Below are 14,487 nucleotides of genomic sequence, written 5' to 3' on the forward strand. Positions count from 1 at the left end.
ACCAATAATATTGGGTACTTAGTCCTGCGCTTGGTAAAGATACTCTGACATTAGATTCTCCTTTCCTCCTCATCTTTGCCGTCTTTGATACAGTAAATAGATAAAATAAGGCGCTCCTAAAGCAGCAGTTAACAAACCACATGGCAATTCTGTTGGAGAAAATAAAGTCCTACCCAAAAAATCTGCTGCTGCTAGCAATAATCCTCCGATCAAGGCAGCAACTGGCAGTAAATTTTTATGTATTGAACCAACAAGTCTACGTGCCAAATGGGGAGCCATTAATCCGACAAAACCAATAGTACCTGCTGTAGCCACACTTGACCCAGCTAGCGCCACACTCACTAACAATAATTTGCTTCTTTGCCATGTGACTCGGCTACCGAGTCCTTTAGCTACTGTATCACCCAGTTGTAAAGTATCAAGCTCTCGCACCAGCAGTAAAGCGAAGGGAACGAAGATAATTATCCAAGGTAGCAGTTGCCAGAATTGCTCCCAACTTTTACCAGCCACACTACCTGCCAACCAGACCAATGCTCTACTAACGTCGTTGATTTTACCGAAAGTGAGCATCAATGTAGTGAAAGCTCCCATAATTGCCGCGAGTGCTACTCCCACCAACACTAAGCGCAGAGGTGATTTTTCTCCCGTGCCAGCTAGCAAATAGATCATACAGCCTACAACAAAAGCACCACCAAAGGCAGCTAGGGGCAAATACATAGTGGATACAGCCGGAAATAATACAATCAAAGTCACCGCCGCTAAGGCTGCACCTGCATTTACCCCAATAATACCAGGGTCAGCTAAAGGATTACGTGTCAATCCTTGTAAAATTGCACCGGCAATTGCCAAGCCCACTCCTACCAACCAGGAGATTAACACTCTCGGTAAACGCAGGGTAACAACAACAAAGGGAGATTCTGGATCTTGAGTTGGTAAACCAAGAACAGCTTTGACTATATCTGCTGGCGGGACAGGGTAATTTCCCAAACTGAGGCTCATCCCCAAAACAGCAAGGGTGAGTAACAGGAGTACCAACAGTACTTTAGTTACAGACTGGTTGGCAAGTATTGAATTTGGAATTTGGAATTTGGAATTTGGAATTGTTGTCATCCTCTCTTCACCCGCCAACGCACTAAATACAACAAAAAGGGCGCTCCTAACAGTGCTGTCATTACGCCAACAGGCAATTCTTGGGGTCTAATTAACCAACGCGCTGCTAAGTCTGCCCATATTAGTAAACCTGCACCAAACACCGCTGTACAAGGCAATACCCAACGATAATCAACACCCATTACTCCCCGCGCCAGATGGGGAACTACCAGACCGACAAAGCCGATAGGCCCTGCTAGTGCTACTGCACTTCCTGCTAAGATGACAACACTCGATGCTGTTGCCAACTTGATCCAACCTGTTTGCTGACCTAAGCCTGTAGCCACCGATTCTCCTAAACTGAGGACGTTGATTTGTTTACTCAAGGCAAAAGCTGTTAACAGCCCTACTATCATCCAGGGCAGCACAGTCAGGAATAGATTGAAGTCTCCTCCTGCTAGAGAACCTGCTAACCAGAAGCGGACTTCTTCAAGAGTGCGATCGCTTAAAATTAGTACGCCTGTGGTAATTGAAGATAGCAAGGCAGTTATAACTGCACCAGCAATAGTCAGATTCAATGGTGTTGAGCTTTCATGTCCAAGTGAACCGAGGGAATAAACTGCGATCGCTGCTATTAAGGCTCCAATAAATGCTACAAGGGTAATTAGAGGTGCTGAAGATGTACCCAAACCAAAAACTACTGTCACCACTGCTAAGGCTGCACCTGCATTGATCCCTAAGATTCCTGGTGCGGCTAGGGGATTTTGGGTGAGTCCTTGCATTAATGCTCCGGCTATAGCCAAACTAGCACCAACCATACTTGCAATCAGTGTACGCGGTAGGCGCATCGAGCAGATAATTATGTGTTCAGTGGAGTCATCATAATTAGTAAATGCAGTGAGTATTTTGGCAATGGGAATGTCAGCAGCACCGTAGACAATGCTGGCGAAAATACCCAACAATACTACTAAGATACCTATGCCTAAGCTCAAAATGCGAATGTAGTATTTTTGCGAACCAGAAATATTTATGTTCATGGATTCGTGACAAATTAAGGGAAAGTAGGATTTGTCAAGAGCAGGAGAAAAGCGGATAAATTAAGGAGTTGAATATATCAATTGGTGGTGTAACATTACCTTGGCTAACATCAACTTCTTCACCTTGGTGAGAGTACTCAACGCCAAACAACAGCTTATGCTGAATTGATCCGGTGTGGAAGTTGCCAACCATGTCTGTTGTTGAAATAAAGCCGTCGGCAAAGTTAATACCCGATCCTCAATCACTTGCCGGGGAACCACTTGAATCGACTGAGGAATGTCGCGTAGTGGTGTTGGTGTTTTTGTGGCTGTACTCGCGTCAGGAACGTTATAGCTTCCTGCCGCCGCTCCAATCAGGTCTAACCACCAATAGTCTGACGAGTGACATCAGCTATATTAGCCAATTCTTGCTGGCTCATGCCCAAGCGAGTTCTAATTGACTTCAGGTTGTTGCAAAGATTCGCGTCCAGTTTCATGAGGTTGTATGTATCTCTCCGTTAAAAAAAGCCGCAGCCAACAAACTTAACCTGCCAGGGCAATAGTAAGGTTTTATAGTGTTTGCCGTTTTTGTTGTCAGACATGTTGGTGCTTTGAAAATTTCGCTGATTTTTGGCAAGCATACCATACATGTTGCCAATATTTTTAACATTGAGGGATGTTATTTAGCGTCAGCATCACCTTTTCATCATCTGCTCACTCAGTCATTACCAAGAGAAAATACCTGAAGGGGGGACAAGCACCCCAAAGCCTTTGTACTGTATTAAGTTGAGCGAATTATGGTAAAAAAAGATCGGTCAGTATTGTCAATAATCCCCTATCTATTGACAATACTGACCTAAATTATACCAGAAGCATCTACAAAGTTTACCATACTGAGTGCTGAGTACTGAGTGCTGAGTGCTGAGTGAGAAGAGTACTCAGTACTTTTGCACTATGGTAAAAGCCCCGCCCCTTGTGGGCGGTCTTTTAACTCAGCACTGGGAACTCGGAACTCAGCACTCTTCATTTTCACAGTCCGAATTAATATTTCTGACGCTTGTGATTAACGTAGTACAAAACATCAAAGCTGTGAAACTAGAGAAAATATCAGAGTCGTACCATTATTCATTCAATGCAAGTCTTGACGGAAGAAATTACAAAGGTTCCTATCATTACCAATATTGAATATAGAAGAATTGTGGTTTCCCATAATTGAACAATGGTTAGCTCAAATTTTTCTCGGAAATCAACGAATATATTTAGCAATTGATAGAACGAATTGGAAAATAAAAAATCTACTAATGATTAGTGTAATTTATCAAAAAAGAGCTATTCCGATATGCTTTCAGCTTTTAGCAAAATTAGGTAGTAGTAACTTAGAAGAACAAACTCAGGCATTATCAAAGATCATTCCCTTATTTAACAAGTATAAAATGGTGGTGTTAGGAGACAAGGAATTTTGTTCAGTGAGCTTGGCTAAATGGCTTTATAACCAAGGGTTTGAGTTTTGTTTGAGACTCAAGAAAAATGAAAATATTGAGTTGAAAGATAATTTGTGGTGCGAAATAAAAGATTTGGGTTTAAAACCGGGAACATCTTTTTTTGTGTCAGAGGCGACGGTAACAAAAAAAAGACTTGCCTGCACTACCTCCTGCTGTTTTTTAGTTTCGTCGAACTCACGTTATAATTAAAATTAATGGACGATTGTGCGAAAAATTAGATTCTAGATTTCCTGTTGAAATTAATTCATTTTTCACAAATTTAAATAAAAACTTTATTTGTTAATAAAAACTTTATTTAACCATTACCTTAATATAATCTGAGTGCATAAAAAATAGTATAAAGTAAATTTGAAATTTTAAGGACTACTATTTATCTACCATAATGAAAAATCCACTTCATTATATGATGAGAGAATGGATTGAACAGTGACGCTACAAATTCAGCAACACTTGTAAATTTATTTTGTAACTTCCATAAATACCTAAACAACCTCTGAGAAATCTTCAGAAGGTATTCCTTCACTCGCTCCCCAGCGAGTAGTGTACGCGATCGCCTTTAACAGATGCCCAGTCTCAAAGGGACGTGCTTGGCGCTATTGCATCCCATTTTTTAGATATTGTTAGCCCTGATTCCATGCATGACTAAGCTTTGAGTTAAAACTGACGCGGATCACCACTTTGAAAGGTCTATCCATGAGCTTTTGCTTTAAAAAATAGGTATTCATAATTTATGAATCAGCACAAGCCAAAACGAAATCGTGGCGTTATACTCACTCATGAAGGCCGGCAAAAGCTTCAAAAAGCGAAACTTGAAGAGGAACTTCGAGAAAAATATGGCTCCAAGTACACCCTGGAAGAAATAAGTGAACGGGCTGGGTTAACTTCAAATACAGTCGCAAAGATACTTGCTAACGAAGAAGGGGTTGACAAACGAACGCTGGTTTATTTATTCATGGCGTTTAATTTAGAGCTAAATCCTCAAGACTATTTTAAGTTAAATCCTGATTTGGCGAGACTTCAAGGTTTGAAGAACCCCAAGCGCCTTGATTGGGGAGAGATGGTGGATGTATCTATTTTCTATGGACGCACAGCTGAACTTGCTTTGCTAGAGCAATGGCTGATTCAGGAACGCTGTCGAGTCGTAGCACTGTTGGGAATGGGAGGAATTGGTAAAACCTCTTTGGCTGCCAAATTAGCACAAAGAGTTCAAGGATGGTTTGAGTCCGTTATCTGGCGATCGCTCTCCAATGCTCCTCCACTTTTTGACCTTCTGCCTAACTTAATTCAACTTTTGTCTAACGAGCAGATTTTAGAAACTGATTTACCAAAAAGTGTAGATAGTAGAATATCACAATTAATTGAATGTTTGCAACAGCAGCGCTGTCTGATCATATTAGATAATGTTGAGACTATTTTGCAAACAGGTGCTTATGCAGGATGCTATCGAGAAGGCTATGCAGATTATGGCTTACTGATCAAACGATTGGGACAAGTTATGCATCAAAGTACCTTGTTGCTGACTTCTCGTGAAAAACTTAAAGACGTGGCGTCACACGAAGGACAAACACTACCTGTTCGTTCATTGCAACTGAGGGGTCTGAAAGAAGAAGAAGGAAAAAAGATTTTTCACCTCAAAGGTCTGTCTGGAGAAGAGTCCCAAGAGAAAGCACTGATTGAGCTTTATTCTGGTAATCCATTGGCTTTGAAGATAGTTGCAACGACTATTCAAGATGTCTTTAATGGTGATATTTCTGAGTTTTTAAACCAAAAGACAGCTGTTTTTGGCGATATCTGTGCTGTTTTAGAGCAGCAGTTTGAGCGTTTATCTAATTTAGAGCGTGTGGTTATGTATTGGTTGGCAATTGCTCGTGAGTCAATTCCCCTCTACAAATTGCAAGAAGATTTAACTTCATTAGTAATACCACACAAGTTACTAGAAGCTCTAGAGTCTTTGATCAGGCGAAACCTCATCGACAAATTTCAGTCAATGCTAAGTGAAAAAAGTGGTTTACTCTTCACATTACAGTCTGTAGTAATGGAGTATGTAACTAGCAAATTAATCCAGCAAACTTATCAAGAAATTGTGACTCAGGATATTGTGCTTCTCAAGTATTATGCTTTAAGTAAAGCTCAGTCGAAAGACTACACTAGAGAAACTCAAATCCGCTTAATTATTAAACCAGTTATAGATGAGCTTTTCACTATTTTTAAAACTCCCAAAAGACTAGAAAATCATTTAAATGAAATTTTAGTAAAGCTGCAAGCAGAATCTCCACTGGAACCTGGGTATACAAGCGGAAATATTCTCAACTTGCTTCGTCAGTTAAAGATAGATTTAAGAGGTTATGATTTTTCTAACCTCAGCATTTGGCAAGTAGATATGCGGGGTGTAAGTTTAGCTGAAGTCAATTTCCAAAATGCTAATTTATCTAAATCCGTTTTTACTAAAAATTTCAGTAGAATTTCTGCGGTAGCATTCAACCCTAACGGAAAAATTTTGGCGGCGAGTGATGCAAATGGCAAGATTTGCTTGTGGCGAGACTTTGCTGAGGGTGAACAAGTTTTGACGTGTCTAGGACACATTGATTGGGTTCGAGCGATCGCCTTCAGTCCGAATGGTAGCACTCTTTGCAGTGGAGGTACTGACCAAAATGTGAAATTGTGGGATGTCAACACAGGTGAATGCTTGAAGACTTTAACAGGACATCCTGAGCGGGTACGAACTGTTGCCTTCAGTCCTCAAGGTGAAATTCTAGCTTCTGGCAGCGATGATCGGACAATACGTTTATGGAGTATTTTAGATAGCAAGTGCTACAAAATTTTACAGGAGCATAGTGATTCAGTATTATCTGTAGTTTTTAGTCCTAAAGGTAAAATTCTCGCCAGTGCTAGCAGTGATAAAACCGTGAAGCTATGGAATTTCCATACAGGAGAGTGCGTCAGAACTTTGCAGGGACACACCAGTTCGGTTTCATCAGTTGCTTTCAATCTGGATGGTCAAACCTTGGTTAGTGGTGGTGATGATCAAACTGTGAAACTCTGGAGTATCTCAGATGGGAAGTGCCTAAAAACTTATCAAGGACATAGTGACAAGGTTAGGTCAGTCGCCTTTGCTCCTAGTGGTAATATTGTGGCTAGCGGCAGTGATGACCAAACTGTGAAGCTATGGAATTTTCGCACAGGAGAATGCGTTAAAACATTGCAGGGACACACAAGTTTGGTCTGGTCTGTTGTTTTCAGTCCCGATGGTCAAACCTTGGTCAGTGGTGGTGATGACCAAACTGTGAGATTTTGGGATGTTAGCACTGGTCAAACCTTAAGAAACTTGCAGGGATACAATAATGGGGTGTGGTCTGTTGCCTTTGCTCCTAGTGGTCAGACCCTGATTAGCAGCAGTGATGACCAAACCGTCAAGCTCTGGGATGTCGCGGATGGAAAGTGCTACAAAACTTTGCGGGGACACCCGAATCGAGTCCGAACTGTTGCCTTTAGTCCTCAAGGTAATATCTTGGCTAGTGGCAGTTATGATCAACTTGTAAGGCTGTGGGATAGCAATACTTGCCAATGCTGCAATATCTTACAGGGACATACTGGCTGGGTAAAGTCAGTTGCCTTTGCTCCTGGAGGTAAAATTTTGGCCAGTGGCAGTGATGACAAAACTGTAAGGCTTTGGGATGTTAACACTGGTCAAGTTTTGAATATTTTGGAACATACTCATGGGGTATGGTCTGTTGCTTTCAGTCCTGAAGGGAATATCCTGGCTAGTGGCAGTGATGACCAAACTGTGAGACTTTGGGATATTAGCACAAGTGAATGTCTCAAAATTTTGTCGGGACATACAAGTTGGGTATTGTCCGTCGCTTTCAGTCCTGAAGGTAAGACCCTAGCCACTAGCAGTAAAGATAAAACAGTCAAGCTCTGGGATGTTACCACAGGTGAATGTCTCAAAACTTTATCAGGACATACAAGTTGGGTATTGTCCGTTGCTTTTAGTCCTGAAGGTAAGCTGCTGGCTAGTGGTAGCGTAGACCAAACGGTAAGGTTGTGGGATGTTCAATCCCGTCAATGTATCAAAACTTTACATGGTCATACCCACTGGATCAGGTCAGTTGCCTTTAGTCCAGATAGTCGAACCCTAGTAAGTGGTAGTGAAGATGAAACTGTTAAATTATGGGATGTTTTGACGGGTGAATGCCTAAAAACTTTAAGAAACGAAAGACCTTATGAGGGAATGAACATTACTGGCGTTACAGGTTTAACCCAAGCAACTATTGCTTCTCTGAAAGTTCTGGGAGCAATTGAAAATTGACTTTCTCCTAGTTTTAGTTCGCTTCACTTTGTCTTGACATTGGGAAGAAGAGACGACTTTTAAATAACGAAAGTTTTGATTTTAGTCGTTGCATTTATATAGCAATCCTAAATAAGATATGAACAAACTAAATTCTTATACTCTCTACGCCTCTCTTTTCTCTGTATGAGATTTATAGACTGTTCTGTTCACAACCAAAATAGTTTTGCTGTAGAAAATTACGGTAGATTTGAAAATCCATAAACTATCCCGCATTTAACTTGTGTAACTTGGGGGCTGAATTCCCTGTCTGGCAGATTTACCTCTGAAAAATTAGATATGCGAAGGCCATTCTTGACAGATTAAGAACATCAACCATTTATAGCAATCCGATTTGATTTCAGAAATTATTTGCGTAGGGTGGGAATGGGGAGTGGGGAGTAGGGAAGAAGCCTCTTTGAGTTGTACTGAGTTTTTTCAAAAATCAAATATGAGTTCTATATCAATAGGTAATAGTACTTACAATTTGGTCAAAACTGATGCCTACGGCGGGCTACGCCTATGCGTCACGTTTAAAAGCATCGTTCATACTTGCTCTTCAATTGGCAGTAATGAAGTTAATTTAATACCCCATTTATCATCACCTTTTAAGTAGAGTTACTAATTGACAAAAATAATCTTGTCTTAAACTCTCACAAATGTGCCAAGGCTTATATTCTAAATATGGGTTTCCAAACTTATTGACAATTTTAGCTGCCTTCTAAATATTTTTTAAGTGAGCGTACCATCTCTCGAATTACATCGCTCTTTGTTCGCTGCATTTTCTCACAATATTCCTCCAAAATGATTTTCTCATCTAGCGAGAACTGAATCGTTAAATTAGCAGCATTTTTTCTGGGCATTGTCATTGACTTTTAATTACTTTTCAATTACTCTTACATACAAATACTACTGGATACAAAGATGATCCTAAAGTTAAAAATAGCGCATTCAAATTTGCTACTATTAGAGTAAATACCTGTTAACTTATGAGGTGGATATTTACCCATATAATTAGGGTTTGTGGCTAACAAATTGCTCTATTTTTTCCTGAATTATAGGTAATGTATAAAACAAACATTCAATTTTATGAGGCTGCTTTAGGCGCAATGGGAGGTGTAATTACCGAACTAATTCACGAATGTTTGCCCCTTAAGGCACCGCTATTAATGGTGCTTAAGACTGCATTAATGTACTCTAAAACTTAAGATTTAGTTTGGCAATACGTAGAATTGTCGCTTAATAACGCCTAAAGTAGCTCAAAACCTTGTAATTTTTACGTTTTAACTATTCTAAATCAAGTTGAGTTAAATTTTAACTGTGACTGGATTTTACCGATTTTTTAGCTTGATTTAGCAACAACTCTAATTTATTAAGAATCCCTTTCCATACACGCAAGCTGTAGAAGTCTATTACTCCAAATACAATTTTTCCTAAGAAATTATGAAACCGGAAAAATCCAAACGCAATCGTGGACTTATACTGACTCGTGAAGGCTGGCAAAAACTTCAGAATGCCAAACTTGAGTGGGAATTTAGGAACAACAATGGCTCCAAGTTTACATTAGAAGAATTAAGCGAACAGGCTGGGATCACTCCTGTCACCTTCAGGAAGATACTAACTCGCGAAACCGGGGTTGACAAACGGACGCTTGTTCGTTTGTTTATGATGTTTAATTTAGAACTGGATAAAAGCGATTATACAAGCTCAGACTCTGATTTAAAAGGGCAGGAAGACTTGAAGAACCCCAAGCGCGTTGATTGGGGAGAGATGGTGGATGTATCTGTTTTCTATGGACGCACAGCCGAACTTGCTCTTTTGGAGCAATGGCTGATTCAGGAACGCTGTCGAGTAGTGGCGCTGTTGGGAATGGGAGGAATTGGTAAAACCTCTCTGGCTGCCAAATTAGCACAAAAAGTTCAAGGGTGGTTTGAGTATGTTATCTGGCGATCGCTCTACAATGCTCCCCCACTTTTTGACCTACTGGCTAACTTAATTCAATTTTTCTCTAATGAGCAGATTTTAGAAATTGACTTACCAAAAAGTGTAGATAGTAGAATATCACAATTAATTGAATATTTGCAACAACAGCGCTGTCTGATCGTATTAGATAATGTAGAGACTATTTTGCAAACAGGCGCTTATGCAGGATGCTACCGAGAAGGCTATGAAGATTATGGCTTACTGATCAAACGATTGGGACAAGTCATGCATCAAAGCACCTTGGTGCTGACTTCTCGTGAAAAACCCAAAGATGTAGCTTCACTAGGAGGAGAAACACTGGCTGTTCGCTCATTACAACTCAGTGGTTTAGAGGTAGTAGCAGGGCAAAAAATCTTTGAAGCCAAGGGTTTTTCTGGCTCCGAGTCAGAATTACCAGCATTAGTTGAACGTTACGCTGGTAATGCCCTAGCTTTGAAGATAGTGGCGACAACGATACAAGATGTTTTTGATGGTAATGTTGCGGAATTTCTCCAACATTACACAGCTGTTTTTGGCAGCATTCGCGATCTGCTAGAGCAGCAGTTTTCGCGCTTGGCAAATTTAGAGAAGGATATCATGTACTGGCTAGCAATCAATCGTGAGCCAGTTTCGCTATCAGAAATCCGAGAGGATATCGTATCACCAATTCCACCACATAACTTACTGGAGGCTCTGGAGTCTCTGGCAAGGCGATCGCTAGTTGAAAAAAGCACAGCACTTTTCACGCTGCAACCTGTAGTCATGGAGTATGTGACTCAGCGATTGATAGAGGTAGTTTGTGAAGAGATTGTTACTCATAATATTGATCTGTTCAGGTGTCATGCTTTGATGAAGGCGACAGCTAAAGACTATGTAAGGGAGATTCAAATTCGCCTCATTCTTAAGCCAGTTATAGATGGGTTGCTCACTGTTTTGAGAAGCAAAAAAAACCTGGAAAATCAGCTAACCCAAATTCTAGCAAGGCTACGAGAGACATCACCGCTAGAACAAAGTTATACAGCTGGGAATATTCTCAATCTGCTTTGTTATCTGGAAACCGATCTCAGGGGCTATAATTTTTCTGATCTAAGTGTTTGGCAAGCAGACCTGCGATGTTTGAAATTGCACGATGTAAATTTCCAAAACGCCAATTTTGATAAATCTGTTTTTGCTGAAACCTTCGGTGGCGTTTTGTCGGTCGCCTTTAGCCCTGATGGCAAATTTTTGGCTTTGGGTGATACCAATGGTGAGATTCACTTACGCCAAGTTTTAGATGGCAGACATGTTTTTAACTGTAAAGGCCATGATAGCTGGGTTGTATCACTTGCCTTTAGTTCAAATGGTAAAGTTTTTGCTAGTAGTAGTAGCGATCACACTTTAAAGCTTTGGGATCTTAACACAGGTCAATGCCTACAAACCTTGCAAGGACACGAGCAAGAGGTTTGGTCTGTTGCCTTTAGTCCAGATGGTACTATGTTAGTGAGTGGCAGTGATGACCAGACTATTAAGTTATGGAGTGTTAACACTGGTGAATGCCTCAAAACGTTTCAGGGACATACAAGTTGGGTACACTCGGTTGCTTTTAGTCCCGATGGACAGATGCTGGTGAGTGGTAGTGATGACCAGACAGTTAAGTTGTGGGATATCAAGACTGGTGAATGCCTTAAAATTTGCAAGGAACACCGTGATGGAGTAAGGTCAATTGCTGTCAGTCCAGATGGACAAATGCTGGCGAGTAGCAGTGAAGACCAGACTATTAAGTTATGGAGTGTTAACACTGGTGAATGCCTCAAAACCTTGCAGGGGCATTCCAATGAAATATATTCAGTTGCCTTTAGTCCACAGGGTGATCTCCTGGCTAGTGGCAGTCATGACCAAACTGTGAAGCTATGGAATATCAGTACTGGTGAATGCAAAAAAACCTTTGAGAAACATTCCAGTTGGGTATATTCTGTCACTTTTAATCCACAGGGTGATCTCTTGGCTAGTGGCAGTTACGATCAAACGGCAAGGCTATGGAGTGTTTACACTGGTCAATGCTTTAAAACATTCCAAGGATATACCGATCAGATACTTTCAGTCGCCTTTAGTCCAGATGGGCAGACCCTGGCAAGTGGCAGTCGCAACTCTTCAGTGAGGCTGTGGAATATCAGCACAGGTCAAGCCTTGAGAACTTTCCAGGGGCATCGTGCAGCAGTCCGGTCAGTTGCTTTTAATCCCAACGGTCAAACACTGGTTAGTGGCAGTGAAGATCAAACTGTGAAGTTGTGGGATGTCAGTACAGGTCAAGCTTTGAGGACTTTCCAGGGACATCGTGCAGCGGTTTGGTCAGTTGCTTTTAATCCTGACGGTCAAACACTGGTTAGTAGCAGTGAAGATCAAACTGTGAGATTGTGGGATATCAGTACAGGTCAAGCCTTGAGAACTTTCCAGGGACATCGTGCAGCAGTTTGGTCAGTTGCTTTTAGTCCACAGGGCGATCTCTTAGCTAGCGGCAGTCATGACCAGACAGTAATGTTATGGGATGTTAGTACTGGTAAGTATAAAAAAGTGTTGGAAGGGCATACGGCTTGGGTTTGGTCAGTTGCCTTTAGTCCAGATGGGAAGCTACTGGCAAGTACTAGTCCCGATGGGACAATAAGATTGTGGAATGCTTACACTCATGAATGCCTTAAAGTCTTGCAGGCAGATACAGGTTGGCTACAGTTAGCTGTCTTTAGTCCAGATAGCCGGACACTAGCTTGTTGCAACCAAGATTTCAGAGTTCAGTTATGGGATGTCAATACTGGTGATTGCTTCAGATCCTTCCAAGAACATACAGGAAGGATTTGGTCAATCGCTTTTAACCTTGATAATCGGACTCTCGCTAGCAGTGGTGAAGATGAAACAATTAAGCTATTGGATGTAACAACAGGTAATTGCTCAAAAACACTCAAAGCAGAGAAACCTTATGAGCGAATGAACATTAGCGGAGTTACAGGTTTATCTACAGTTACTATTGCTACACTGAAAGTGCTAGGAGCAGTTGATTAAAAAAGCCTGATATCATTAGCAACTTTATGGAACTATTGAGGACTTCACCACTTCATAAAAACACTGCTACAGAAACAAAATTCTATTTAGGATGCATGGATCATTTTCCCTTACTTTTGGTTATACAACATACTCTTTCTAAGCGCAGCATCTTGAAATTAGGATAACCCCTTTTTGGTCAAACTCAGTATCTAAAATACTATCTAGATCAAGTTCAATACTATCTAAAGCTTCGATCTTGTTCTCAAGAAATTTACTATCGAAATCTTGAATTAAATATTGCTGCCCGATACCTGTAATTGTTATGCTCGTCGTTAAATCCCAGGTATTAGAGGTAAAAGGACATGAAATCCCTTTACCTTGATTGGACTGGGTAGAGTGAATTTCCGGGTCATTACCTTGGAGCAAGGTGTCATCTGTATAAGTTGGAAATGATGGATTGAGCGCTAGCTTCTCTACACGATTTCTAGATTCAATAGGTTCAGATGACTTAGCATATACTGGTGGCAATATTTCAAAAATAAAGGTATTTGCCAACAAGGTAGAGGCAATGTAAGTAAACAATTTGGTTGGTAACATGGATAGTATCCTCAGTGAAATTATTAAGACTAAATGAACGATCTTGGACAGTAAAGTTAGGGGGCGTTGGAAAGACTGGACTGACTTCCTGGGTTATCGGGTGAGTGACTGAATATCAACTTTGCCTTGTAAATGTGTGCGTGACTCTAGCGGTCTTAATGTATATTTCAGTTCCTCCTCTGAAATATAATCTTCCGCAAGTGGGTTAAAATACAGCAATGCAGTTTCGTAACAGGCGATCGCTACATCTATGCGCTCTTTATAAACAAGTCCTGCAACCATCTCAACCGTTTCTTTCACATGCTCTACATCACCACCGATACTACTGTGTACACGCAGACACCGGGTAGCACAGATGCCTGGTGGCAGCAAAGCCTCAACCGAGTGGATATGCTTTTCTTTAATGCCTGTCGCTATCCGTTCCAGCGTATATGAATAGCCAACACAACCTATTGGATCTGGAGTATGTACACTCTGAGCTAAATAATTCCCTAATACCGTTGCACTAGGGGGAATGAGTGTTTCCACTACAGCCTCGGCTTTGTATCCCATCGACTGGATGTCAAGCAAGGCAAGTCGATCGTGACCCTTTTCTTCTCTGGCTTTCTGTGCAGCCCACTGTGCCAAATTCTTCTGACCCAATGCAGCAAAGCGTCGAGAAGCTTCTTCTATGAGTCGCGGGTAGATGTGAGTTAGATGGTAAGAAGCTGCCAGTTGCCAGACCCAACGGGTGCGGGTCAGCTTTGGTGGTCTGCGATCGCTTTTAACTGTCTGCCAAGCATCTGCGATCGCTCTATCTAAAAGCTTCTGAGTTTGTGCCATCCTCTCTGCATGACTCATATTTGAGGCGGTGCGATCGCCACTTTTTGCAGAAGTGGGTCGATGCCTTTGAGTGTAGTTAGGAGTCTTGATCACTGTTTCGTCAGGCACGAAACACGCTGATTCAGTATTAATTAAAAAGTCATTACGCATAGTTCGT

The 14,487-nt window shown here is 41.2% G+C and carries 9 protein-coding genes and 1 pseudogene; 3 read left to right on the forward strand and 7 right to left on the reverse strand.

From position 1 onward, the window contains the following. Positions 1 to 69 precede the first annotated feature (69 nt). The 4 genes from V7K30_RS23310 to V7K30_RS23325 form a co-directional block, all read right to left on the reverse strand. Positions 70 to 1,110, reverse strand: coding sequence for a FecCD family ABC transporter permease (locus tag V7K30_RS23310; RefSeq protein ID WP_335003320.1), 1,041 nt, complete (start codon positions 1,108 to 1,110; stop codon positions 70 to 72). Continuing rightward, positions 1,107 to 2,126 (reverse strand): FecCD family ABC transporter permease, encoded by a 1,020-nt coding sequence (locus V7K30_RS23315; RefSeq protein WP_335003322.1) that lies wholly within the window; start codon positions 2,124 to 2,126, stop codon positions 1,107 to 1,109. The genes V7K30_RS23310 and V7K30_RS23315 overlap by 4 nt, the downstream gene beginning before the upstream one ends. 34 nt (positions 2,127 to 2,160) lie before the next feature. Beyond that, complete coding sequence (locus V7K30_RS23320) at positions 2,161 to 2,319, reverse strand: hypothetical protein (protein ID WP_335003324.1); 159 nt, start codon at positions 2,317 to 2,319, stop codon at positions 2,161 to 2,163. Positions 2,320 to 2,485: 166 nt separating this feature from the next. Then, a complete protein-coding gene (locus tag V7K30_RS23325) occupies positions 2,486 to 2,602 on the reverse strand; it encodes a helix-turn-helix transcriptional regulator (RefSeq protein ID WP_442941096.1) in 117 nt (38 codons plus the stop codon). Positions 2,603 to 3,080: 478 nt separating this feature from the next. Here V7K30_RS23325 and V7K30_RS23330 point away from each other — a divergent pair. Both V7K30_RS23330 and V7K30_RS23335 read left to right on the forward strand, forming a co-directional pair. Beyond that, positions 3,081 to 3,739: pseudogene (locus V7K30_RS23330) on the forward strand (IS4 family transposase); the annotation flags it as partial. 598 nt (positions 3,740 to 4,337) lie between these two features. Further along, positions 4,338 to 7,916 carry an NB-ARC domain-containing protein gene (locus tag V7K30_RS23335; protein WP_335003326.1) on the forward strand — a complete coding sequence of 1,193 codons (3,579 nt, stop codon included), beginning with the start codon at positions 4,338 to 4,340 and terminating at the stop codon, positions 7,914 to 7,916. A gap of 728 nt (positions 7,917 to 8,644) precedes the next feature. Here V7K30_RS23335 and V7K30_RS34350 read toward each other — a convergent pair. After that, on the reverse strand, positions 8,645 to 8,803 hold the full coding sequence (locus V7K30_RS34350; RefSeq protein ID WP_442941097.1) for a ribbon-helix-helix protein, CopG family: 159 nt from the start codon (positions 8,801 to 8,803) through the stop codon (positions 8,645 to 8,647). A gap of 574 nt (positions 8,804 to 9,377) precedes the next feature. Here V7K30_RS34350 and V7K30_RS23340 point away from each other — a divergent pair. Next, positions 9,378 to 12,929, forward strand: coding sequence for an NB-ARC domain-containing protein (locus V7K30_RS23340; RefSeq protein ID WP_335003328.1), 3,552 nt, complete (start codon positions 9,378 to 9,380; stop codon positions 12,927 to 12,929). Between the two features lie 138 nt (positions 12,930 to 13,067). Here the strand turns inward: V7K30_RS23340 and V7K30_RS23345 are convergent, their stop codons facing one another. Next, positions 13,068 to 13,508 (reverse strand): hypothetical protein, encoded by a 441-nt coding sequence (locus tag V7K30_RS23345; protein ID WP_335003330.1) that lies wholly within the window; start codon positions 13,506 to 13,508, stop codon positions 13,068 to 13,070. Positions 13,509 to 13,601: 93 nt separating this feature from the next. After that, entirely contained in the window at positions 13,602 to 14,480 is an 879-nt protein-coding gene (locus V7K30_RS23350; RefSeq protein ID WP_335003332.1) for a hypothetical protein, read from the reverse strand. Between the last annotated feature and the right edge of the window lie 7 nt (positions 14,481 to 14,487).

Source organism: Nostoc sp. (assembly GCF_036917655.1).
Taxonomy (GTDB): domain Bacteria; phylum Cyanobacteriota; class Cyanobacteriia; order Cyanobacteriales; family Nostocaceae; genus Nostoc.